The organism is Pseudomonas moraviensis subsp. stanleyae (assembly GCF_036283065.1).
Taxonomy (GTDB): Bacteria; Pseudomonadota; Gammaproteobacteria; order Pseudomonadales; family Pseudomonadaceae; genus Aquipseudomonas; species Aquipseudomonas stanleyae.
In genome coordinates this window covers 349,817-372,057 of the sequence record NZ_JAADJI010000005.1, presented here as the reverse complement: position 1 = coordinate 372,057, position 22,241 = coordinate 349,817, and the positions used below count along the sequence as shown (strand labels likewise).

Here is a 22,241-nt window from a genome sequence, read left to right as displayed (position 1 = left end):
TTACTCGTGCGGCGGGGCTTTTTGCGTTGGAGCGCTGGCGAGCTTTACAGCAATTCCGAACGACGCAACGCCTCGATGGTTTCAATCAGGTCGTCGTACGCCACCGGTTTGCCCAGATGCTGATCGAATCCGGCTTCACGGGACTTCTGCATGTCACTCTGAGTGCCATAGCCGGTCAGGGCGATAGCGGGAACGTTCTTCAGCAGCGGCAGCTTGCGCAGTGCGGCCATCAGTTCATAGCCGCTCATGACCGGCATGCCGAGGTCGGAGATGATCAGATCGAAGCGCGTCGTCTCAGCGGCTTTCAGCGCTGCCACGGGATGATCGAAGGCCGTCACGTCGGCATCTTCCATTTCCAGCAGCAGCTTCAAGGTCTCCAGCACTTCCGGCGAGTCGTCGACCAGCAGGATGCTCAAGCCGGCGAGCTTGCCGGAAGACGGTTCGACCTCGGCTGTTGCAGCGGTTTCTTCGACATCAGTCGACAGCGGCAGGCGAACGGTAAAGGTACAACCAGCGCCGAGCCCCGGCGAAGCAACCTTGACCGTGCCGTGCTGGGCTTCGGTCAGTTGCCGCACCAGTGACAGGCCGATGCCCAAGCCTTCACGTTGATGGTTGGTGTGCTGTTTTTCCGCTTGGCCGAACAGATCGAAGACGTGTTCGAGGTTTTCCGCAGCGATGCCGACGCCGTTGTCCTTGACGTCAAGCTGCGCCATTTTCCCGCTCTTGCTGGCGATCAGCTCGATGCGCCCGCTCGGTGGCGTGAATTTCAGCGCGTTGTTGACCAGATTCCAGATGATCTGCTCGACCCGGGTCGGATCGGCATGGATGATCAGCGGTTCGTCAGGCAACTGCAGGTCGATGCGCGTGGCGTGCTGCTCATTGAGCACCACCGTGTGGATGTCACGCAGAACCGCGCTCAGATCGACCCGCGCCAATTGCAGTTTGAGCTTGCCGGTGCGCACCCGTGCTACATCAAGCAGGTCGTCGATGATCCGCGCCTGACTGTTCACCGCATCGCAAATGGTGTTGACCGCCTTGGTCGCCGGTCCGGCGGTGCGGATCATTGGCAAGCGGCGCAGCAGTTCGGCGTTGAGCTGAATCAGGTTCAGCGGATGCTTGAGTTCGTGGGACATGACCGCGAAGAACTCGTCACGCAGGGACACCGTGTTGCGTGTCTGCGCCAGTTCCTGGGTCTGCTCGTCCTGCTGGCGCTTGTGCCCGGTCAGGTCGCGGGCGATTTTCACGTAGCCCTGCAAGCGATCGCCGCTGAGCAGGGTGACCTCGCCGCTGCAGAAGAAACGGCTGCCATCCTTGCGCACATGCCAGCGCTCATCCTCCGAGCGGCCGTGTTGGCGAGCGGTGGACAGCTCGCTTTCGGCCATGCCGGCGGCGCGGTCCTCGGCGGTGAAGATGAAATCGTAGTACTGACCCTCAGCCTCGCTTTTGCTGTGTCCGAAGATCAGTTCGGCGCCTTTGTTCCAGCTGGTGATCAGGCCCAGTTCGTCGAGAATGATGATTGCGTAATCGCGGGTGCTTTCGGCGACCAGGCGCATGCGCTCTTCGCCCAGGCGCAGCTCTTCTTCCGCTTCGCGGCGCTTGCTGATGTCGATGAAGGTCAGCACCGTACCGTCGATGTGGTCTTCGCTGGAGCGATATGGCAACAGGCGGGCGATGTACCAGCGATGGTCGGTGCTGCTGACTTCGCGCTCGATCATGTTCAGCGACTCGAACACCTGTGCGGCGTCTTCGGCCAGCGTCGGATAATTCAGCCGATGAGTGATATCGAGCAGCGAACGGCCGGTGTCCACTGGCAGCATGCTGAAAATGTCGGTGGCGCGCGGCGTGAACCATTTGATGCGCATACTGCGGTCGACGAACACCGTAGCAATGTCAGTGGAAGCGATCAGATTGGTCAGATAATCGTTGATCTTGTCAGTTTCTTCGACTTTGGTCTTCAGCTCGAAATTGACCGTCAATAATTCTTCATTGATCGACTGCAATTCCTCCTTGCTGGTTTCCAGCTCCTCGGTGGCCGAGCGCAGCTCTTCGTTGATCGCCTGCATCTCTTCATTGGAGGCCTTGAGCTCTTCGCTGGAGACTTCCGACTGTTCGATGGTGTCCTGCAGGTGCAGCTTGGTGCGTTGCAGTTCACGCTCAAGGTTGGACAGCACCTGGCTCTCAGTCTGCAGGACTGTGGTCACTGCCTGCACGTGTGGATCAATCTCGGTTTCCTCGAAGACCACCAGCACGCATTCGCTGTCGAAATCCTCGTCTTTGTACGGCTGGGCAATCAACGTGATGCGGAACTGATGCTCCTGGCGCGTGAGCAGCACTTCACGCGAGCGCACGGTGAGATTGCTTTGCTGCACCTGGAACAGCGTCGTGCGGATTTCCAGGCGCAGCTCCGGCAGGATCAGCGTCAGCAAGTTGCGTGACAGCTCGCCGCCGACATGCCGCAGGAAGCGCCCGGCGGCTTCGCTCATGTGAAGGATATCGGCGTTGGTGTCGACGATAATGCTCGGCGGGGCGAAGCGTTCTATGGCGCGGCGGTGGATATCGGCAAACGACAGCTTGACGGGCTCGATGGCTTTCGATGGCGGTCGGGAAACGCTGGTGCGCATATAACCGCCACGCGGCATGGTCGGGGTGCGGCGGCTGTTCGCCGTACCAGTCTTGGCGCGGAAGATGCGGTTGCGCTTGTCCACTGGCGCGAACAGTTCATGGCAGGCATCGGCGCTTTCCGAGGTGCCGAGAAACAGGAAACCACCCGGTCGCAGGGCAAAGTGGAACATCTGCAGGATTTCCCGCTGCACCTCGCGATCCAGGTAAATCAGCAGATTGCGGCAAACGATCAGGTCGATCTGCGAGAACGGCGGATCGGACAACAGGCTGTGCTTGGCGAACAGCACTTTCTCGCGGATTTCCTTGCGGATCCGGTAGTGGTCATCGTCTTTGACGAAATAATGCCGAAGGCGTGTTGGCGGTACGTCGGTGACGATGGCTTGCGGATAGGTGCCGGCGCGGCCAGTGGTGATCGCGCGTTCGTCGATATCGGTGGCGAACACTTGCAGGTTGGCCTTGCTGCTTTGTACCTGCATCTGATCATCGAGCAGGATTGCCAGGCTGTAGGCTTCTTCGCCGGTCGAGCAGCCGGCAGACCAGACGCGCAGTTCTTCTTTTTCCGACGAGTCGGCAACCGATTGCACCAGTTGCGGCAGCACATCGCGCTCAATGGCTTCGAAGGCTTCGCGGTCACGGAAGAAGTTGGTCACGCCGATCAGCATGTCGCCGAGCAGGGCCTTGGATTCTTCCGGGGTGTTTTGCAGGTAGTCGTAATAGGCGCCGAGGTCAGACTGGCTGGTGACCTGCATGCGCCGCTCGATGCGGCGCAGCACGGTGGCGCGCTTGTAATGTTTGAAGTCATGGCCGGTGCTGCTGCGCAGGTACAACAGGATCTCATGCAGGCGTTGTTCGGCGATCAACGCTTCGTGTTCGTTTGCAGGCTTCAAGGCTTTCAAGTCGGGATCATTGGCGCTGGGTAATTTGATGTTCTGAGAGTTGCGCCACAGCTCCATCAGTTTCTGCGGCATCTCGACCACTGGCAGTATCAGATCGACCATGCGCGTCTCGATGGCGGCGCGCGGCATGCCGTCGAACTCGGCGTCTTCCGGCACTTGTACCAGCGTCACGCCACCCTGTTCCTTGATTCGCGACAAGCCCACCGCACCATCGGAACCGGTGCCTGAAAGCACCAGGCAAAAAGCCCGCTCGCGATGCACATCGGCCAGATCGCGGAAGAACAGGTCGATGGCAGTGTGGCGCGCTTGCGGTGAGCCAGCGGGGCTGACGCGCAGGTAGCCGTCATTCATCGTCAGCGAGTGCGCCGGAGAAATCACGTACACGCAGTTCTTTTCGATCGGCACCGGCTGCGTCACTTGGAGGACCGGCATGCGCGTTGATTCCTGGATGATCTGGTCGGCAATGCTCTGGTAATCGGGCGACAGGTGCAGAATGATCACGAACGCCATGCCACTGTCCTTCGGCATATGTTCGAAAAACAGCTTGATCGCTTGCAGGCCGCCTGCTGAGGCGCCGATGCCCACCACCGGGAAATTCAGATGGCTCGGGATCAGGTCCTTGCGCTCGGGCGCAGAGGGCGAGGCAGGGGTTTTCGAGGTCATGACTTCGGCCTTTTCTTGTGGCGGTACGAGCGTATCGCAGACGTCCGGGGGCGCAGGTAATGCAGCAGAATAAACCTCATTTGCGCATCTGCCTTCTATTTTGAGAGACAAATGCGCGGCCTGTGCTTTTGACATCCCGCAAACAGCGAGCGTGCCGATTATTGTGCGGGTGTGGTGATTGGCGGTCAGTTGTCGTTGCGTTCGAGCGGTAGACGCTTCATTGGGCGCTCAAGAATCTTCAAATGCCACCCTCAGGCCCCGGCACTTTTGGCCGATAACCCGAACGGTGAGTTCAGACTCGCGCGAAATCGCTTGATGACGCATGGCCTCCAGCTATCATCTGCGCGCCTGAAATCGCCTCGGTTCGTTTTCTTCAATTGCCTGGAAATCTTCGATGTCGTCGTATCACCAAAAAAGCTTTCTGATCGTCGATGATTTTTCCGATTTCCGCAGTTCCGTGCGTTCGATGTTGCGTGAGCTCGGCGTCAAGGATGTCGATACTGCCGACACTGGCGAGCAGGCGCTGAAGATGTGCTCGCAGAAGTCCTACGATTTCATTCTTCAGGACTTCCACCTCGGCGACGGCAAGAAGAACGGCCAGCAGGTGCTCGAAGACCTGATGTCGGAAAAGCTCATCAGCCACGAAGCCGTTTTCGTCATGGTCACCGCCGAGACCAGTCAGGCGATGGTGCTCAGTGCACTTGAGCACGAGCCGGATGCCTACCTGACCAAGCCATTCAACCGTTCCGGACTGGCCCAGCGCCTTGAGCGTCTGGAACAACGCAAGACTTTGCTTAAACCGATTCTGCAGGCCCTTGATCGCGGTAAGCCAGTCGAAGTGCTCAATGCCTGTATTGCCCTGTGCAAACAAGACATCCGCTATTCGCCGCTGTGCCTGCGTTATCGCGCCGATGCGCTGCGTGACATGAACCAGAACGAAGCGCTGGAGCGGCTCTACGACGGCATCATCGCCGACCGCCCGCTGCCCTGGGCCTTCGCCGGATTGGGCAAGTTGCTGTTCAAGCGCGGGCAGGTAACGCAGGCCAAGGAAGTCTATGAAAAAGCCCTGAAAGTCTTCCCGATGATGCCGGCGCTGTATGACGGCATGGCCGATGTGCTGGTGGCCGAAGGCGACAGCAAAGGCGCGCAGCGCGTGCTGGAAGAAGCGATTCGTCTGTCGCCGCTGGCGGTGCGTCGTCAGGCGCTGCTGGGCAAACTGGCGATGGCCAACGAAGATTTTGAAACCGCCTCGCGTGCTTATCGTCAGGCCGTGGCGCAGGGTGCGCAGTCGCGTTTCAAGGACCCGGAAAGCAATCTCGGCCTGGCTCATGCGCTGATCAGCAAGGGCAGCGATCGCGGCCTCGACACGCGCACGCGGCTGGAGATCAACACGACACTCAGCGCCGTGGCCAAAGAAAATCCAAGCGACCCGGGCCTACAGATTCGTGCGCGGCTGATGAAGGCCACCAGCCTGTTGCTCAACGACGCCGAAACCGCTGACAAACTCACCGAACAAGCGCTGATGCGCCTCGACGGCATGGAGCAATTCATGAGTCCCGAGGCGGCGTTGCTGGTGGCCAAGCAGTTGCAGATGCTCGGTCAGGCCGAGGCGGGCACTTCGATGCTCAAGAGCTGCGCGGAGATTTACGGTGATGACCCGGCGGTGATGAAAGATATTGCCAAGCTCACCGACGATCCGACGATTCTCAGTTCGAGTAACGCTGCGGCCGATCTCAATCGCCAGGGCGTGCGCGTGTACAAGACCGGCAATCTGGTCGAGGCCCGCGAGGTGTTCCGCAAGGCGCTCAAGCTGCAACCGAAAAACATCAGTATTGCGCTGAACCTGGCCCAGTCGCTGCTGCACGGCACCGACACCAGTGTGCCGTCGGCGGAGCTGGAAGAATGTCGGGCCTGCCTGAAACTGGTGGGCCTGATGCCCGACACCGACGCGCGGTTTGCGCGTTATCAGAAGCTGAAAAGCAAGGCGTTTGGCGAATGAACCCAATTGATCCGGCGCTGGATTTTTCCACGGTGATTGCCTCCACCGTTCACGACATGAAGAACTCCCTGGCCATGCTGATGCAAGCGCACAGCCAATGGCTGGCGCGTTTGCCGAAAGAGCTGCGTGACGGCTCGGAGCAGGGCGTGATCGATTTCGAGTTCGCCCACCTCAACGGCATGCTCGTGCAGTTGCTCGGGCTGTACAAGCTCGGCGTGAATCAGTTGCCGCTGCAACCGGCCTATCACGAACTCGACGATTTCATCGAGGCGCAACTGGCCGCGCATCAGGAGGTGTTCGCCAGTCGCGGGATCATCGCCACGTACGAAGTCGATCCGCTGAGCCCGCTGGGTTTCTTCGATCGCGAGCTGATCGCTTCGGTGCTCGGCAACTGCATCAACAATGCGATCCGTTACGCCCGCGAGTCGCTGCTGATTACTGCCAGTGATGAAGCCGGGCAACTGGTATTGAGCATCAACGACGACGGCGACGGCTATCCAGCAGAGATGCTCGAGCGTCAGGCCGATTATGTCCAAGGCATCAATCACAGCAGCGGCAGCACCGGCCTCGGTCTGTATTTCGCCAATCGCATCGCCGCGCTGCATCAGCGCAATGGTGTCGAAGGGCGCACCGAAATCAGCAATGGCGGGCCGCTGGGCGGTGGGGTGTTCAGCCTCTACTTGCCCTGACATGACCTGTAGGAGCTGACGAGTGCAACGAGGCTGCGATCTTTTGATCTTGAAAAATCAAAGTCAAAAGATCGCAGCCTCGTTGCACTCGTCAGCTCCTACGCAAGATCCGGGATTTTTGTGGGCGCTGCTTGATATTCCGAACAGCCGCAGCCTATTTTGTCCGGGTCGCCGTTCGCGGCTCGCACAACAACAAGGATTGCGTCATGACAACCGATGGCCAGGGTTCACTCGCGCAGCGATTGACCGGCATTGATGAGATTGAATGTGTCACCCCGGATCTGAACGGTGTGCCACGGGGCAAGGTGATGACCGCCGAGGGTTTCCTCGAGGGGCGGCGTTTGCAGTTGGCGCGGGGTGTGCTGCTGCAATGCATCATGGGCGGCTATCCGCCGGCGCGGTTCTATGGAAGCGATGACGGCGATCTGGCGCTGGTTGCCGATCCTGCGCAGATTCACCGTTTGCCCTGGAGCGACGAGCCGCGCGCCGTGGCGATTTGCGACGCTGACGAACTGAGCGGGGGGAGCTCAAGTCTCTCGACCCGTGGCCAGCTCAAAGCGGTCATCGCCCGTTACGCCGCGCACGGGCTGGCGCCGGTGGTGGCGACCGAACTGGAATTTTTTGTCTTCGCACCCAATACCGATCCGACTCAGCCGTTCCGTCCGCCGGTAGGCCTCGATGGCCGTCGCGAGGATGGCCAGTCGGCGTTCAGCGTCAGTTCCAACAACGGTCTGCGGCCGTTCTTCAGCGAAGTGTATAAATGCATGGCGGCCCTCGGCCTGCCGCGTGACACTTTCATGCATGAAATGGGCGTCAGTCAGTTCGAGATCAATCTGCTGCACGGTGATCCGCTGCTGCTGGCCGATCAGACGTTCCTGTTCAAGCATCTGCTCAAGGAAGTCGCGCTCAAGCATGGCCTGAGCGTGGTGTGCATGGCCAAACCGCTGGCGCACACGCCGGGCAGTTCGATGCATATCCACCAGAGCATCGTCGAAATCGGCAGCGGCAAGAATGTCTTCACCGACTCGAACGGCGAGCCGACGGCGATGTTCCGTCACTTCATCGGCGGGCAACAGGCCGGGCTGGCCGACTTCACTGCGCTGTTCGCGCCCAATGTGAATTCCTATCAGCGCCTGTGTCATCCGTACGCGTCGCCGAACAATGCCTGCTGGTCCCACGACAATCGCGCCGCCGGCTTGCGTATTCCCGCCAGTTCGCCGGCCGCACGTCGGGTCGAAAATCGTCTGCCGGGCGCCGATGCCAATCCGTACCTGGCGATTGCCGTCAGTCTGGCCGCGGGTTTGCACGGCATCGAACAGGAACTGGAGCCGAGCGCAGCGATCCAGGGCGAATTCGCCGTGCCGGATAATCTGGCCTTGCCGTGTACCTTGCACGCCGCGCTTGAACGTCTGAAACGTAGCCAGTTGGCGAGGGAACTGTTCGGGTCGGAGTTCATCGAAGGCTACATCGCTTCGAAGACCATGGAGTTGACCAGTTTCTTTGATGAAATCACTCCCTGGGAGCGCCGTGTGCTGGCCGCCCAGGCCTGACGTATCGCCGCCACCGGGCTATCAGTGTGATAGCCCGGTATTCACTGCAAGGAGCCGCTCGGAACGCCGATGCGCCAAATCTGGAAATCCTTTCGAGCGCTGTATTTCGCCTCGCTGATGATGTTGATCGGCTCCGGCCTTCTCTCTACTTATCTGGCTTTGCGTCTGGCCGCCGACAATGTCGACGGGCTGTGGGTCGGTGCGCTGATGGCGGCCAACTATTTCGGTCTGGTGCTGGGCGGCAAGATCGGCCATCGCCTGATCGCCCGGGTCGGGCATATCCGTGCTTACTCAGCGTGTGCCGGGATCGTCGGCGCGGCGGTGCTCGGCCATGGACTGGTGGACTGGCTGCCGGCGTGGCTGGTGCTGCGGACGATCGTCGGTCTGGGCATGATGTGTCAGTACATGGTCATCGAGAGCTGGCTCAACGAGCAGGCCGATGCCAATCAGCGCGGCCTGGTGTTCAGCGGTTACATGATCGCGTCGTATCTGGGCCTGGTACTCGGCCAACTGATTCTGGTCATGCACCCCGGCCTCGGCCTGGAACTGCTGATGCTGGTGGCGCTGTGCTTTGCCCTGTGTCTGGTGCCGGTGGCGCTGACCCAGCGGATCCACCCGGCGCCTCTGCATCCGGCGCCGATGGAGCCGCGCTTCTTTATCAAGCGCGTGCCGCAATCGCTGAGCACGGTGCTCGGCGCCGGTTTGATCATCGGCTCGTTCTATGGTCTGGCGCCGCTTTACGCCTCGCAACAGGGGCTGACGACCGAGCAGGTCGGTCTGTTCATGGGTAGCTGCATTTTTGCCGGTCTGCTGGTGCAATGGCCGTTGGGCTGGTTGTCCGACCGCTATGACCGCGCGCTGCTGATTCGCTGCTTTGCCGGGTTTCTCGCGGTGGCTGCGTTGCCGTTGGCGATCATGCCGCAGGTGCCGCTGGAGGTGCTGTTCGTCGTCGGCTTCTTCTGTTCGCTGGTGCAATTCTGCCTGTATCCGCTGGCGGTGGCGTTTTCCAACGACCACGTCGAAGGCGATCGCCGGGTGTCGCTGACCGCCATGTTGCTGGTGACTTACGGCGTCGGCGCGAGCATCGGGCCGCTGCTCGCCGGTGTGCTGATGAAGTTTCTCGGCAGTCAGAGCCTGTATGCGTTCTTCAGCTTCTTCGCGTTGGTGCTGGTCTGGCGGATTCGTCCGAAAGCGGTCACCAACCTGCACCAGGTCGACGATGCACCGCTGCATCACGTGGCAATGCCGGACAGCATGTCGAGCTCACCGCTGGTGGCGGCGCTTGACCCGCGTGTCGATGAGCAGGTGGTGCAGGAGCAGATGGTCCAGGACCCGGCGCCGGTCAATCCTGAGCCGGACCCCGTCGCCCAACCGGAGGCAGTGGTCGAAACCGATTCCGCCGATGAAGATGACTCACCTGCGGCGGATATCAGCGGCGGCAGACCCTGAGATATCACGCGCTAACTGTGGCGAGGGAGCTTGCTCCCGCTGGGGCGCGAAGCGGCCCTTTCTTTGTTTGAAGGCAAGGCCTGCTGCGCAGTCCAGCGGGAGCAAGCTCCCTCGCCACAGAAGCTGTGAAGGCATAAAAAAAGGGCAGTCCTGTGCGGGACTGCCCTTTTTATTGATCGTCGCGACTCAGAAATCGTCTTTGTCGAAACGTCGCGCTTCACGCTGCAGCTGGTAAACGAAACGCTCGACGTTGCGCGCAGCCTGGCCACTGATGTTGTGGAAGCGCAGACCGGCAAAGGTGATATTGAGTTTTTCTTCGAAGTGCAGGTAGCGCAGCTCGACCGATGTTGGTTGGTTGCCGAACAGCGGCGGGGCGACCAGGCGATCGTAGACCTGGCCCAGTTGCAGACGGTCAGTGATGTCGCCTTCGAAGCGGAACTTGCAACCGGTCGCAGAAATATCCAGCAGCTTGCCGTGCAGAGGGGTCTTGAGCTTCTCGCCGCCCAGTTCAACGCTGACCAGGTCAGTGAGTTTCAACGCAGCGCGGAAGGCGTTGCGGCGCTGGTGGTAAACCACTTCGCTGGGCAGGTCGCCAGTGTAGAAGCGGTCGCCGTCGGATTCTTCGATATTCAGCGTGCCGTTGCATTCCCAGGCGATGCGCACGCCGTCATGAAAACCTTCGACCTTGAACGGTTCGCCCGCTTGCAGGAAGCGCTCGCCATCGCGCGGGATCATTTCGTCGAGTGCAATTGTCGCGGTTTCACGGTCGACCTTGATCAGGTAACTCTGAAAACGCTGGCTGCGTTCATGGAAGGTGATGATCAGCGGATCGTGGCTGTCTTGCAGCTGGCGCAGGTTGCTGGAGATTTCCAGTGGCGTGGTGAGCACCTTCGGAGGCTGCGGAGCATCATCCGCGCTTAGGGTGTTGGACACGGTTCTTCAATCTCCAGACAAAATAAGACTACGACTGGCCAGTATTTTGCCAGCATGTTGCGCGGGTGGATAGTGCAGGGCCACCGAATGGCTCATGCCTGGCTGAGCGTTCGCGGCTTGACCGGTTTGGCAAAGGTCCCGCTGGCGTCGTACAGCGCTGGCGGCTCGCCGCCGGTGAGGATTTTCAGCTGATTGGCCGTGGTCGCCTGCTGGATCTGGATCGACTGGCCGTTCTTGACGTTGGCAGCCTGGCACTGGGCGATCAGCGCGGTCAGGGCATCGCCCTGGGTCAGCAACTGGTCGCCAATGCTCGACTGGCTGGCCAGTTGCTCAAGACCTGTGCGATCGGTCGGCAGGTTGAGGCTGGCGAGGATTTCGCTGCGCTTGCGGCCATGCTGCTCGAGCAAAATGATCAACGCCTGCTTGGTTGCCAGAATTTCTTCCAGCAACGGCATGTCGCGACCATGCAAAGCGAGGGATTCGGTTTGCAATAACTCCAGCAATTGTTGCGCTGGAGCAAAGTCGTCGTTGATCAGTTGCAATAAGTTAGTGTCGTGCATGGCTGGCCTTGGGGTTTAAGCGTCCAAAAGCCTGGCGCCGGCAAAAGCCTAGCGCTGGGCTTCGAAGTTGAGCAGTTTGCTGGCTACACGGTTGCTGTCGACTTTATAGCTGCCATCGGCAATCGCGGCTTTCAACTCGGCCACGCGGGCTTTGTCGACAGCAGGCTGATCGCGCAGCTTGTCAGTGACCTTCTGCAACTGTTGAGCCTCATTGCTGAGGTGTACCGATTCCCCGCTTTTGGCGGCACTGGCCGGTTCGGCCTGGGTATTCAGCGGCGCGGAGGGGCTGTTTTCAGCGCTTTCCCTGGCGTTGCTGGTACGTGTACTGCCGGTAAGTGACGAGGAACTGTTCAATCGGTTGAAATCGATAACCATGATAAAAAACCTCTGGGAATTTGGACGCTTGCCATGTTTTCGGCTATCCCCTGAAAAACTTTAGGCCCAATCAACCATAAGCTTGCATGCGCCGTTGCGAGACCTGCTGCGGCACAGTTTAGGGAAGCGACGGGATCGGCGCCAGTTTTCTCCACGAGGCTTTTACATGGCCACTTCGACCTGCCCGGGCGCAATCACCTGCGCCTTGATAACTCTTTGAGAATTAAGGTTTTTTACTCGAATCTGTTCTTTCATGCCCCCATTGGAGAGGGCTTCCCCCGGCATGCGTACGGCAAGGGTGCCGCTGCGCGCAGTGATCACCACCTGGTCGCCTTTACGGATCACTTCAGCCTGTTCCAGATGCACCAGGGTGATGACCTGATCGGCGACCGTTGGTCGGGTCAATTTCTGCCCGATCGCTTCGTCGACCGAGGTCAGGAAACCTTGGTTGATCGTGCTGACATCGCGCTCGCGCAACGTCACGTCCTGCGGCTCGATGATGCCGGCGCGTTTCAGCGGACGGGTGGTCGTGACGATCTCGCGAAACAGGCGGACTTGAGCGGGTACGAACACCGTCCAGGGCGAGCTGCCTTCGCAGCGGACCTTGACGGTAACGCGGCCCAGCGGGCGCGCCGGGCTCTCCAGCGTGGCTGTCAATTCCTTGTCGCACATGGGCATGCGCATGCGCGGGTCGAGCTGGTTGACTTCGATTTCGTAGCGGCCTTCGGTTTGACTGGAAGCCAAATAGTCTTCTACGGTGAATTCAAGAAAGCCCTGAGTCACGCCGATAAGCATATCAGGCAAGGTAACCGCATCTGCATTGGCAGGACTGCCAGCAAGCAAGCAGCAAACGGCGGACACCGCGCAAAGCCCTTTGCGAAGGGAAGATGTCAGGCGTCGGGAAAATGTCGTTTGAGCGTTCATACGAGTTAAAAAGCAAGCGCCGTGCCGTTTAGCAATGAATGTGCGTCGCAACAACACTTGGCGTTGGTGTAGGAGTCTGGGCATGGCTGGTGTAATGGATTCGGTGAACCAGCGCACGCAACTGGTAGGGCAGAATCGCCTCGAGCTGCTGTTGTTCCGTCTCGACGGGCCGCAGCTCTACGGGATCAACGTGTTCAAGGTACGGGAAGTGTTGCAATGCCCGTCACTGACGTTGATGCCCAAATCCAGTCCTGTCGTGTGCGGGGTAGCAAATATACGGGGAGCGACCATTCCGATCCTGGATCTGGCAATGGCAACGGGCTCCGGTGCGTTGAAAGACAAGAACAGTCCGTTCGTGATCATCACGGAGTACAACACCAAGACCCAGGGTTTCCTGGTCCGCTCGGTGGAGCGCATCGTCAACATGAACTGGGAAGAGATCCATCCGCCACCCAAGGGTACCGGTCGCGATCACTACCTGACCGCTGTGACTCGGGTCGACAACCAATTAGTCGAAATCATCGACGTCGAGAAGGTGCTGGCGGAAGTGGCGCCGACGCCGGAAGCGATTTCGGTGGGCGTGGTCGATGTCGAGACGCAGACCAAGGCGTTATCGCTGCGGGTGCTGACGGTCGACGACTCGTCGGTGGCACGCAAGCAGGTCACGCGTTGCTTGCAGACCATAGGTGTCGAAGTGGTGGCGCTGAACGACGGCAAGCAGGCGCTGGATTACCTGCGCAAGCTGGTCGACGAGGGCAAGAAGCCGGAAGAAGAGTTCCTGATGATGATTTCCGACATCGAGATGCCGGAGATGGACGGGTACACCCTGACGGCGGAAATCCGCGGCGACGCACGCATGCAAAAGCTCCATATCATCCTGCATACTTCGTTGTCGGGGGTATTCAATCAGGCGATGGTGAAGAAAGTCGGTGCTGATGACTTTCTGGCCAAATTCCGTCCTGATGACCTCGCATCCCGGGTAGTCGACCGGATCAAAGCAGCAGATATCAGCTAGGGGCCTTCTGCCCCTGGCGGTCAACACGATTTAAGAGGCGGCATCATTGTCTACGGGTAATTTGGATTTCGAACAGTTCCGGGTCTTCCTGGAAAAAGCCTGTGGCATTCTGCTCGGTGAAAACAAGCAGTATCTGGTCTCGAGCCGTCTCAACAAACTGATGGAGCAGCAGGGCATCAAGTCTTTGGGTGAGCTGGTCCAGCGCATCCAGACCCAGCCGCGCAGCGGTTTGCGCGAGCAGGTGGTCGATGCCATGACGACCAACGAAACCCTGTGGTTTCGTGACACCTATCCGTTTGAAGTCTTGAAGAACAAGGTACTGCCGGAAGCGATCAAGGCCAGCCCCAACCAGCGTCTGCGGATCTGGTCGGCGGCCTGCTCGTCGGGTCAGGAACCGTACTCGCTGTCGATGTCGATCGACGAGTTCGAGCGCAGCAACCTCGGCCAGTTGAAGATGGGCGTGCAGATCGTTGCCACCGATCTGTCGGGGCTGATGCTCAACAACTGCAAGACCGGCGAGTACGACAGCCTGGCGATCGGCCGCGGTCTGTCGCCGGAACGCCTGCAACGCTATTTCGACCCGAAAGGGCCGGGGCGCTGGGTGGTCAAGGCGCCAATCAAGAGCCGGGTGGAATTCCGCTCGTTCAACCTGCTCGACAGCTACGCAGCGCTGGGCAAGTTCGATATCGTGTTCTGCCGCAACGTGCTGATCTACTTCTCTGCCGAAGTGAAGAAGGACATCCTGTTGCGCATTCACAGCACGTTGAAGCCGGGCGGGTATCTATTCCTTGGCGCGTCCGAGGCGCTGAACGGTTTGCCGGATCATTACCAGATGGTTCAGTGCAGCCCGGGGATTATCTACAAGGCGAAATAACCGGTTCGCGGCAATACAAAAACGGGAGGCCCTCAAGGTCTCCCGTTTTTTGTGCCTGACACCGCATCCCCATGTAGGAGCTGCCGAAGGCTGCGATCTTTTGATGTTGCTTTTAAAGATCAAGATCACAAGATCGCAGCCTTCGGCAGCTCCTACAGGTTCGGTGTTGGCAGGCGGCTAGCGGCAGAAAAGCGGCATGCGGCGGTAACCGGTTGCCGCTTTTCTGGCATTGCCGCTTTGTCTGTTCGGCGCAAAGCCCCGGAATACGGGGCTTTGTTCATCTGGCACGGCGCTTGCTAAAGCTCAGATACGAAAAACCGGTCACCTGAAGGTTCCCGACATGAGCATCAGCTTCGACAAAGCGCTGGGCATTCACGAAAAGGCATTGGGCTTCCGCGCCCAGCGTGCCGAAGTGCTGGCCAACAACATCGCCAACGCCGATACCCCGAACTACAAGGCGCGGGATCTGGATTTCTCCAAAGTGCTCGAAGCACAGACCGAGAAGACCAAGACCGGCGGCCACTTTGCCCTGAACATGACCAACAGCCGTCACATCGAGGCTGAAGGGCTGGGCAATGGCGACGAGTCGCTGATGTATCGCACGCCGATGCAGCCTTCGATCGACCAGAACACCGTCGACGCTCAACTGGAACAGTCCAACTACGCGGAAAACGCCGTCGGCTTCCAGGCCAGCTTCACCTTGCTCAACAGCAAATTCAAAGGGCTGGTGTCAGCCCTGCGCGGAGAATAATCCATGTCCCTGTCCAGCGTTTTCAACATTGCCGGCAGCGGCATGAGCGCGCAGACCACCCGTCTGAACACCGTGGCGTCGAACATCGCCAACGCCGAAACCGTTTCGTCGAGCATCGACCAGACCTACCGCGCCCGTCACCCGGTATTCGCCACCATGTTCCAGGGCGGCCAGGCTGGCGGCAGCAACTCGCTGTTCCAGAACCAGGACGCGGCCGGGCAGGGCGTGCAGGTACTGGGTGTCGTTGAAGACGACAGCAACCTCGAAGCGCGCTACGAGCCGAACCATCCGGCGGCCGACGCTAAAGGCTACGTCTACTACCCGAACGTCAACGTGGTGGAAGAAATGGCTGACATGATTTCCGCGAGCCGTTCGTTCCAGACCAACGCCGAAATGATGAACACCGCCAAAACCATGATGCAGAAGGTACTGACCCTCGGTCAGTAATAAGGGGCGACTGCCATGAGCGTTACGGATTCCACCAGCACCCTGAGCATGAAAGACATCCTGGCCAACTCGTCGAAAACGGCCAGCAGCACGACTCCGGGCGGCATCGCCTCGGCGACCAACAGTGCCACTGGCGGTCAAGCGCTGGGCAAGGATGCGTTCCTGCAGTTGCTGGTCACCCAGCTGAAAAACCAGAACCCGCTCGACCCGCAGGACAACAGCGCTTTCGTTGCGCAACTGGCGCAGTTCAGCAGCCTTGAAGGCATCACCACGCTGAACTCCACCGTGAGTGGACTTGCCGGTAACTACAACTCCTCGCAAGCGTTGCAGGCGTCGTCGCTGGTCGGTCGCAACGTGATCGTGCAGACCAACACCGCCCAGCTCGATGACCCGAGCAAAGGCCTGACCGGTTCGGTCAGCGTGCCGTCGTCGATTGCCGGCGGCACCGTGACCATCACCGACAAAGACGGCAAAGCTGTGCGCACCATCGATCTGGGCAGCCGCGCCGCCGGCGATGCCAGCTTCACCTGGGACGGCAAGGACACTGCCGGCACCGTGGTTCCGGTCGGCACTTACTCGTTCAAGGCCAGCGCACCGATCAACGGCACCGCGACCGACCTGGCGACTTACCTGCCAGCGACCGTCAACAGCGTGACGATCAGCCAGACCGGTGGCGAGCTGATGCTCAACCTGGCCGGCAAGGGCACCGTCGCCCTGTCCAAAGTACAAACCATTGGTATATAGAGCCGACTAACCCGGCACGAAGGAGTGGAACATGTCTTTTAACATCGGCCTTAGCGGTCTCTATGCCGCCAACAAACAACTCGACGTGACCGGCAACAACATCGCCAACGTCGCCACCGCCGGTTTCAAATCCTCGCGCGCAGAATTCGAAGACGTCTATTCGTCGACTCGTCTGGGCAGCGGCAGCAAAGTCATCGGCAACGGCGTGCGTTTGGCCAACGTTTCCCAGCAGTTTACCCAGGGTGACATCAACAACACTGGCAACGTGCTGGACATGGGTATCAACGGTTCCGGTTTCTTCACCATGAGCAACAACGGCTCGATTTCCTATACCCGTGCCGGTACGTTCAAGGTCGACAACAACGGTTTCATCACCAACACCGACTACACCTCGCGTCTGCAGGGTTACGGTGTAGATGCCAACGGCAAGATCATCAACGGCGTGTTGACCGATCTGAAGATCGACACCTCGAACCTGGCGCCGAAGTCGTCTTCGTCGGTGACCTCGAGCATCAACCTCAACTCGTCGGCGCCAGTGATCGTCGACACCGGCGCCAGCGCCGTCAAGTTTGATCCGTCGAAGCCTGAGACTTACACCAAATCCTTCAGCACACCGATCTATGACACCCAGGGCAACTCCCACGTCATGGATCAGTACATGGTCAAGACTGGCGAAAACACCTGGAAGGTTTACACCCTGGTCGATGGCCGCAACCCGGATGCTACCGGTAGCAATCCGGTGACCACTGCGCCGGTTGCCTCGACATTGTCGTTCGACAGTTCCGGCAAGCTGGTTCAGGTGAGCACACCCAACCCGGCGGATCCAGCCAACCCGATCATCAGCAGTGATCTGAAACTGACCGGCTGGGTGCCGGGCACTGTGACCAATGGCGTGTTCACGCCTAACGGCGCGGCAGCGAACCCGAATGGCGTGACCATTTCGATGGCCAAGACCACCCAGTTCAACGCTGATACCTCGCGTACGATTCCGACTCAGGATGGTTACGCCACCGGCCAGATCACCAACCTGACGATCGATGGCACCGGTACGCTGTTTGCCAACTTCAGCAACAACCAGAGCAAGGCGATCGGCCAGGTTGCGCTGGCCAGCTTCACCAACGAACAGGGCCTGCAGGCGGTTGGGGGCACCAGTTGGAAAGAGACTTTCGCTTCGGGTATTCCGGGTTACGACGCGCCGAAGACCGGTACATTGGGTGAGGTGGTGTCCAACTCGCTGGAAGAGTCGAACGTTAACCTGACCAATGAGCTGGTTGATCTGATCAAGGGTCAGAGCAACTATCAGGCGAACGCCAAGACCATTTCGACGCAGAGCACGATTATGCAGACCATTATTCAGATGACCTGATTCGGGTTTCTGACTGGTTTTTTTGGGCCCCTCGGTTTTGAGGGGCTTTTTTTTGGCCTTGGCGGCCTGTGGGCCGACCAGGCTCTTGGGGCTTTGGGTGAATATCCGTTGCTTCGGTAGCGGCTGCTGGCGGTTTCGCCCTTACGGCGAGGCACTTTTTCCAGACGCCCGGAATGCCGGCCCAGAAAAAAGTACCCAAAAAGGCTTGCTCCTGCGTTCGGCCCTCGCAGGCTCGGGTTCCTTCGCTGCGGGATCGATCCGGGCGCAGCGGCTCCGGTTTGCTTCGCTGCACCTCCTTGCGCTGTGTACGACTGCGTCGTACGGTCGCTGCGCTCCCACGCCCGGATCAATCCCTCCACTCAGCCTTCCGAAGTCGCCCGTGGATCAAGATCAAAAGCGGCACTCGAGCTAACGCTCATTGTGTTGAGTCGTGAAGGGCGTGCGGTTGGCTTTGGAGTTGTGGTGGATTCGCCCCTCACCCCAGCCCTCTCCCGAGGGAGAGGGAGCCGATTTCTGAATTGTTCGAAATCTGCATTCGACTCGGTATCTCAGGTCGGCGTACTTCGCCCAAACAACCCGGTCAGTCCCCTCTCCCTCCGGGAGAGGGTTAGGGTGAGGGGCTCTTGATCTGGCTTTTGCTTTTGCTTTTGCTTTGCTTTGGCTCTTGATCTTCCGCCCCTTCGGCAGGCTTCGTTACGGGATCGATCCGGGCGTGGGAGCGCAGCGACCGTACGACGCAGTCGTACACAGCGGGAGGAGGTGCAGCGGAGCAAACCGGAGACGCTGCGCCCGGATCGATCCCGTAACGAAGGAACCCCGAGCCCCAGCGAGCGGGCCGTACGCCGGGGCAAAGCCTTTTGGGTTACCTTTTCGGCGTTTGGAAAAGGTGACTCGCTGTAAAAGCGAAACCGCCAGCCGCAGCACCGAGAAAACGGATATTCACCCAAAACCCCAAGAGCCTGGTCGGCCCAGAGGCCGCCAAGGCCGCCAAAAAACAAAACCCCCAACAAACCAGAAGTCTGTCGGGGGTTTTCTTTTGTCTGAAGATCCCAGGCGTCTCGCAACGCCTGAAATCAGCTCAGCTTATTGGCAAGCTTCGCAATCCGGCTCGTCGATCGCGCAAGCCTTTGGCACTGGCGCCGGACCTGCCGGAGCGGCCAGAACCGAATCGTCGCCGTGGTTGCCGCCGCTGGAAACAGCGTTCAGCTTACCGGTGTTGATGGTCGACTTCTCGGTGCTGGTCGCGGCCAGGGCACGGAGGTAGTAAGTGGTTTTCAGACCACGGTACCAGGCCATGCGGTAGGTCACGTCGAGCTTCTTGCCCGATGCGCCGGCGATGTACAGGTTCAGCGACTGGGCCTGGTCGATCCACTTCTGACGACGGCTGGCGGCGTCAACGATCCACTTGGTGTCCACTTCGAACGCGGTCGCGTAGAGCTCTTTGAGTTCTTGCGGGATGCGCTCGATCTGCTGCACCGAACCGTCGTAGTACTTCAGGTCGTTGATCATTACCGAGTCCCACAGACCGCGAGCTTTCAGGTCGCGAACCAGGTACGGGTTGATCACGGTGAATTCGCCCGACAGGTTCGATTTCACATACAGGTTCTGGTAGGTCGGTTCGATCGACTGCGAGACGCCGGTGATGTTGGCGATGGTCGCGGTCGGGGCGATGGCCATGATGTTCGAGTTACGGATACCTTTCTGTACACGGGCGCGAACCGGTGCCCAGTCGAGGGTTTCCTTCAGGTCGACGTCGATGTACTTCTCGCCACGCTGTTCGATCAGGATCTGTTGCGAATCCAGTGGCAGGATGCCCTTGGACCACAGCGAACCGTTGAACGTCTCGTAGGCGCCGCGCTCGTCGGCCAGGTCGCAGGAAGCCTGGATCGCGTAGTAGCTGACCGCTTCCATCGACTTGTCGGCGAACTCGACGGCAGCGTCGGAGCCGTAGGCGATGTGCTGCAGGTACAGAGCGTCCTGGAAGCCCATGATGCCCAGACCGACCGGACGGTGGCGGAAGTTGGAGTTCTTCGCTTGCGGCACCGAGTAGTAGTTGATGTCGATCACGTTATCGAGCATGCGCACGGCGGTGTTCACGGTGCGTTGCAGCTTGGCGGTATCGAGCTTGCCGTCGACGATGTGGTTCGGCAGGTTGATCGAGCCCAGGTTGCAAACGGCGATCTCGTCCTTGTTGGTGTTCAAGGTAATCTCGGTGCACAGGTTCGAGCTGTGGACCACGCCGACGTGCTGCTGCGGGCTGCGCAGGTTGCACGGGTCTTTGAAAGTCAGCCATGGGTGGCCGGTTTCGAACAGCATGGACAGCATCTTGCGCCACAGGTCTTTGGCCTGGATGGTCTTGAACAGCTTGACCTTGCCCGGGTACTCGGTCAGCGCTTCGTAGTACTCGTAGCGCTCTTCGAAGGCTTTACCGGTCAGGTCGTGCAGGTCCGGTACTTCGGATGGCGAGAACAGGGTCCACTTGCCATCATCGAAGACACGCTTCATGAACAGGTCAGGGATCCAGTTGGCGGTGTTCATGTCGTGGGTACGACGACGATCATCACCGGTGTTCTTGCGCAGCTCGATGAACTCTTCGATGTCCATGTGCCAGGTTTCCAGGTAGGCACACACAGCGCCTTTGCGCTTGCCACCCTGGTTCACGGCCACAGCGGTGTCGTTCACTACTTTGAGGAACGGGACAACGCCTTGCGACTTGCCGTTGGTGCCCTTGATGTACGAACCCAGCGCACGCACCGGCGTCCAGTCGTTGCCCAGACCGCCGGCAAATTTCGACAGCATGGCGTTGTCGTGGATCGCGTGATAGATGCCCGACAGGTCATCCGGCACGGTGGTCAGGTAGCAGCTCGACAGCTGTGGACGCAGGGTGCCGGCGTTGAACAGGGTCGGGGTCGAAGCCATGTAGTCGAACGAGGACAGCAGGTTGTAGAACTCGATCGCACGGTCTTCTTTCTGCTTCTCTTCGATCGCAAGACCCATGGCCACGCGCATGAAGAAGATCTGCGGCAGTTCGAAACGCACGCCGTCCTTATGGATGAAGTAACGGTCGTACAGGGTCTGCAGGCCGAGGTAGGTAAATTGCTGATCGCGTTCGTGGTTGATCGCCTTGCCCAGTTTTTCCAGGTCGAAGGTGGCCAGCACAGGGTTCAGCAGTTCGAACTCGATACCTTTGGCGATGTAGGCCGGCAGTGCCTTGGCGTACAGGTCGGCCATTTCGTGATGGGTGGCGCTTTCGGCGACTTCGAGGAAGTTCAGGCCTTCGGCACGCAGAGTGTCCATCAGCAGGCGGGCGGTGACGAACGAGTAGTTCGGCTCGCGCTCGACCAAAGTACGGGCAGTCATCACCAGCGCGGTGTTGACGTCGGTCAGGGCCACGCCGTCGTACAGGTTCTTCAGGGTTTCGCGCTGGATCAGATCGCCGTCGACTTCTTCCAAACCTTCGCAGGCCTCGGTGACGATGGTGTTCAGGCGGCCCATGTCCAGCGGCGCGAGGCTGCCGTCGGCGCGGGTAATGCGGATCGACGGGTGCGCGTTGACGGCGGCTTCGGCGGGGGCGTGGGCAGCGCGTTCTTTCGAGCGGCCGTCACGGTAGATCACGTAGTCACGCGCGACTTTCTGCTCGCCGGCGCGCATCAGGGCCAGTTCGACCTGGTCCTGGATTTCTTCGATGTGGATGGTGCCACCCGATGGCATGCGACGCTTGAAGGTCGCGGTGACCTGTTCGGTCAGGCGCGCAACAGTGTCGTGGATTCGCGACGAAGCGGCAGCGGTGCCGCCCTCAACTGCGAGAAACGCTTTGGTGATAGCGACGGTGATCTTGTCATCGGTGTAAGGAACGACAGTGCCATTACGCTTGATCACGCGCAGCTGGCCAGGCGCGGTGGCTGCCAGATCCGAAGTCGAATCGGCGGCCTGCGGCAAGGTGCCCTGCGGGTTCTCGCGAGTTGTGTCGGTTTGCATGGGGGGTGGTCTCCACATTCTCTATGTTTGTTTGGCACCGTCGTGGTGCTCACCGTTCTGTACCGAAGCACTGCAACCGACGGGCGTCGGCATTACAAACTTCGGAACAGTAGGAAAAAGGCTGCAACGCCGCATCCTTGCCGAAGTTTTGGTCGCAAGCACAAGCTCGCTTCCGGATTCCTTCGCGGGTGACAGTCATGACTGCAACACCCATACCGTTTCGTCCGTTTCGGACCAAATAAAACGGTGCCATCCGCCAGCGCGGTTTGGGCTTGAAAAAACTCGCTCGTTCAACCCGAAACTCACCATAAAGCACTTGAGTTTCAGGTCTGAAATGTGGTTGGGCGTTTTAGGCGAAAACCCTATATGTAGGGTCTCCGTTTTCGCCGTGCTACAAGATAATGCG

16 protein-coding genes are annotated in these 22,241 nt (G+C 59.4%); 10 read left to right on the top strand and 6 right to left on the bottom strand.

The features are described 5' to 3' along the window. Nucleotides 1-44 precede the first annotated feature (44 nt). On the bottom strand, nt 45-4,181 hold the full coding sequence (locus tag GXB78_RS11435) for a CheR family methyltransferase (protein WP_329515460.1): 4,137 nt from the start codon (nt 4,179-4,181) through the stop codon (nt 45-47). A gap of 394 nt (nt 4,182-4,575) precedes the next feature. On the opposite strand from GXB78_RS11435, the gene GXB78_RS11430 reads away from it, so the two are divergent. From GXB78_RS11430 to GXB78_RS11415, 4 genes are all read left to right on the top strand, one after another. After that, a complete protein-coding gene (locus GXB78_RS11430) occupies nt 4,576-6,180 on the top strand; it encodes a tetratricopeptide repeat-containing response regulator (RefSeq protein ID WP_042607193.1) in 1,605 nt (534 codons plus the stop codon). Continuing rightward, nucleotides 6,177-6,869, top strand: coding sequence for a sensor histidine kinase (locus tag GXB78_RS11425; RefSeq protein WP_329515459.1), 693 nt, complete (start codon nt 6,177-6,179; stop codon nt 6,867-6,869). Before GXB78_RS11430 ends, GXB78_RS11425 begins: the two co-directional genes overlap by 4 nt. 308 nt (nt 6,870-7,177) lie before the next feature. After that, complete coding sequence (locus GXB78_RS11420) at nt 7,178-8,419, top strand: glutamine synthetase family protein (RefSeq protein WP_329515502.1); 1,242 nt, start codon at nt 7,178-7,180, stop codon at nt 8,417-8,419. Between the two features lie 69 nt (nt 8,420-8,488). Further along, the gene (locus GXB78_RS11415; RefSeq protein WP_329515458.1) at nt 8,489-9,868 is read left to right on the top strand and encodes an MFS transporter; all 1,380 of its coding nucleotides are present in this window, start codon (nt 8,489-8,491) and stop codon (nt 9,866-9,868) included. Nucleotides 9,869-10,054: 186 nt separating this feature from the next. On the opposite strand, the gene GXB78_RS11410 is transcribed toward GXB78_RS11415, so the two are convergent. The 4 genes from GXB78_RS11410 to flgA all read right to left on the bottom strand — a co-directional run bounded on the left by GXB78_RS11410 (nt 10,055) and on the right by flgA (nt 12,660). Next, entirely contained in the window at nt 10,055-10,801 is a 747-nt protein-coding gene (locus GXB78_RS11410; protein WP_253504530.1) for a flagellar brake protein, read from the bottom strand. A 92-nt stretch (nt 10,802-10,893) separates the two neighbouring features. Further along, nucleotides 10,894-11,361, bottom strand: a complete 468-nt coding sequence (locus tag GXB78_RS11405) for a flagella synthesis protein FlgN (RefSeq protein WP_041479278.1) — start codon at nt 11,359-11,361, stop codon at nt 10,894-10,896. Nucleotides 11,362-11,409: 48 nt separating this feature from the next. After that, a complete protein-coding gene (flgM, locus tag GXB78_RS11400) occupies nt 11,410-11,736 on the bottom strand; it encodes a flagellar biosynthesis anti-sigma factor FlgM (RefSeq protein ID WP_329515457.1) in 327 nt (108 codons plus the stop codon). A 162-nt stretch (nt 11,737-11,898) separates the two neighbouring features. Next, a complete protein-coding gene (gene flgA, locus GXB78_RS11395; protein ID WP_329515456.1) occupies nt 11,899-12,660 on the bottom strand; it encodes a flagellar basal body P-ring formation chaperone FlgA in 762 nt (253 codons plus the stop codon). Between the two features lie 82 nt (nt 12,661-12,742). Between flgA and GXB78_RS11390 the strand changes: the two genes are divergently transcribed. The 6 genes from GXB78_RS11390 to flgE all read left to right on the top strand — a co-directional run bounded on the left by GXB78_RS11390 (nt 12,743) and on the right by flgE (nt 17,857). Next, a complete protein-coding gene (locus GXB78_RS11390) occupies nt 12,743-13,675 on the top strand; it encodes a chemotaxis protein CheV (protein WP_016773611.1) in 933 nt (310 codons plus the stop codon). A 46-nt stretch (nt 13,676-13,721) separates the two neighbouring features. After that, nucleotides 13,722-14,549 carry a protein-glutamate O-methyltransferase CheR gene (gene cheR / locus GXB78_RS11385; RefSeq protein WP_016773612.1) on the top strand — a complete coding sequence of 276 codons (828 nt, stop codon included), beginning with the start codon at nt 13,722-13,724 and terminating at the stop codon, nt 14,547-14,549. A gap of 340 nt (nt 14,550-14,889) precedes the next feature. Next, nucleotides 14,890-15,300, top strand: coding sequence for a flagellar basal body rod protein FlgB (gene flgB, locus GXB78_RS11380; RefSeq protein ID WP_016773613.1), 411 nt, complete (start codon nt 14,890-14,892; stop codon nt 15,298-15,300). A gap of 3 nt (nt 15,301-15,303) precedes the next feature. Next, on the top strand, nt 15,304-15,747 hold the full coding sequence (gene flgC / locus GXB78_RS11375; RefSeq protein ID WP_186552329.1) for a flagellar basal body rod protein FlgC: 444 nt from the start codon (nt 15,304-15,306) through the stop codon (nt 15,745-15,747). Between the two features lie 15 nt (nt 15,748-15,762). Continuing rightward, the gene (gene flgD / locus GXB78_RS11370) at nt 15,763-16,491 is read left to right on the top strand and encodes a flagellar hook assembly protein FlgD (protein ID WP_329515455.1); all 729 of its coding nucleotides are present in this window, start codon (nt 15,763-15,765) and stop codon (nt 16,489-16,491) included. 31 nt (nt 16,492-16,522) lie between these two features. Further along, the gene (gene flgE / locus GXB78_RS11365) at nt 16,523-17,857 is read left to right on the top strand and encodes a flagellar hook protein FlgE (protein ID WP_329515454.1); all 1,335 of its coding nucleotides are present in this window, start codon (nt 16,523-16,525) and stop codon (nt 17,855-17,857) included. A 1,083-nt stretch (nt 17,858-18,940) separates the two neighbouring features. Here the strand turns inward: flgE and GXB78_RS11360 are convergent. Beyond that, nucleotides 18,941-21,835, bottom strand: coding sequence for a ribonucleoside-diphosphate reductase subunit alpha (locus GXB78_RS11360; protein ID WP_024013986.1), 2,895 nt, complete (start codon nt 21,833-21,835; stop codon nt 18,941-18,943). Nucleotides 21,836-22,241: the final 406 nt, after the last annotated feature.

What these genes read in the sequence shown, in the direction of transcription:
- GXB78_RS11435 (WP_329515460.1), bottom strand. Translation starts at nt 4,181, where the DNA reads ATGACCTCGAAAACCCCTGCCTCGCCCTCTGCGCCCGAGCGCAAGGAC.
- GXB78_RS11430 (WP_042607193.1), top strand. Translation starts at nt 4,576, where the DNA reads ATGTCGTCGTATCACCAAAAAAGCTTTCTGATCGTCGATGATTTTTCC.
- GXB78_RS11425 (WP_329515459.1), top strand. Translation starts at nt 6,177, where the DNA reads ATGAACCCAATTGATCCGGCGCTGGATTTTTCCACGGTGATTGCCTCC.
- GXB78_RS11420 (WP_329515502.1), top strand. Translation starts at nt 7,178, where the DNA reads ATGACCGCCGAGGGTTTCCTCGAGGGGCGGCGTTTGCAGTTGGCGCGG.
- GXB78_RS11415 (WP_329515458.1), top strand. Translation starts at nt 8,489, where the DNA reads ATGCGCCAAATCTGGAAATCCTTTCGAGCGCTGTATTTCGCCTCGCTG.
- GXB78_RS11405 (WP_041479278.1), bottom strand. Translation starts at nt 11,361, where the DNA reads ATGCACGACACTAACTTATTGCAACTGATCAACGACGACTTTGCTCCA.
- flgM (WP_329515457.1), bottom strand. Translation starts at nt 11,736, where the DNA reads ATGGTTATCGATTTCAACCGATTGAACAGTTCCTCGTCACTTACCGGC.
- flgA (WP_329515456.1), bottom strand. Translation starts at nt 12,660, where the DNA reads ATGAACGCTCAAACGACATTTTCCCGACGCCTGACATCTTCCCTTCGC.
- GXB78_RS11390 (WP_016773611.1), top strand. Translation starts at nt 12,743, where the DNA reads ATGGCTGGTGTAATGGATTCGGTGAACCAGCGCACGCAACTGGTAGGG.
- flgB (WP_016773613.1), top strand. Translation starts at nt 14,890, where the DNA reads ATGAGCATCAGCTTCGACAAAGCGCTGGGCATTCACGAAAAGGCATTG.
- flgC (WP_186552329.1), top strand. Translation starts at nt 15,304, where the DNA reads ATGTCCCTGTCCAGCGTTTTCAACATTGCCGGCAGCGGCATGAGCGCG.
- flgD (WP_329515455.1), top strand. Translation starts at nt 15,763, where the DNA reads ATGAGCGTTACGGATTCCACCAGCACCCTGAGCATGAAAGACATCCTG.
- flgE (WP_329515454.1), top strand. Translation starts at nt 16,523, where the DNA reads ATGTCTTTTAACATCGGCCTTAGCGGTCTCTATGCCGCCAACAAACAA.
- GXB78_RS11360 (WP_024013986.1), bottom strand. Translation starts at nt 21,835, where the DNA reads ATGCAAACCGACACAACTCGCGAGAACCCGCAGGGCACCTTGCCGCAG.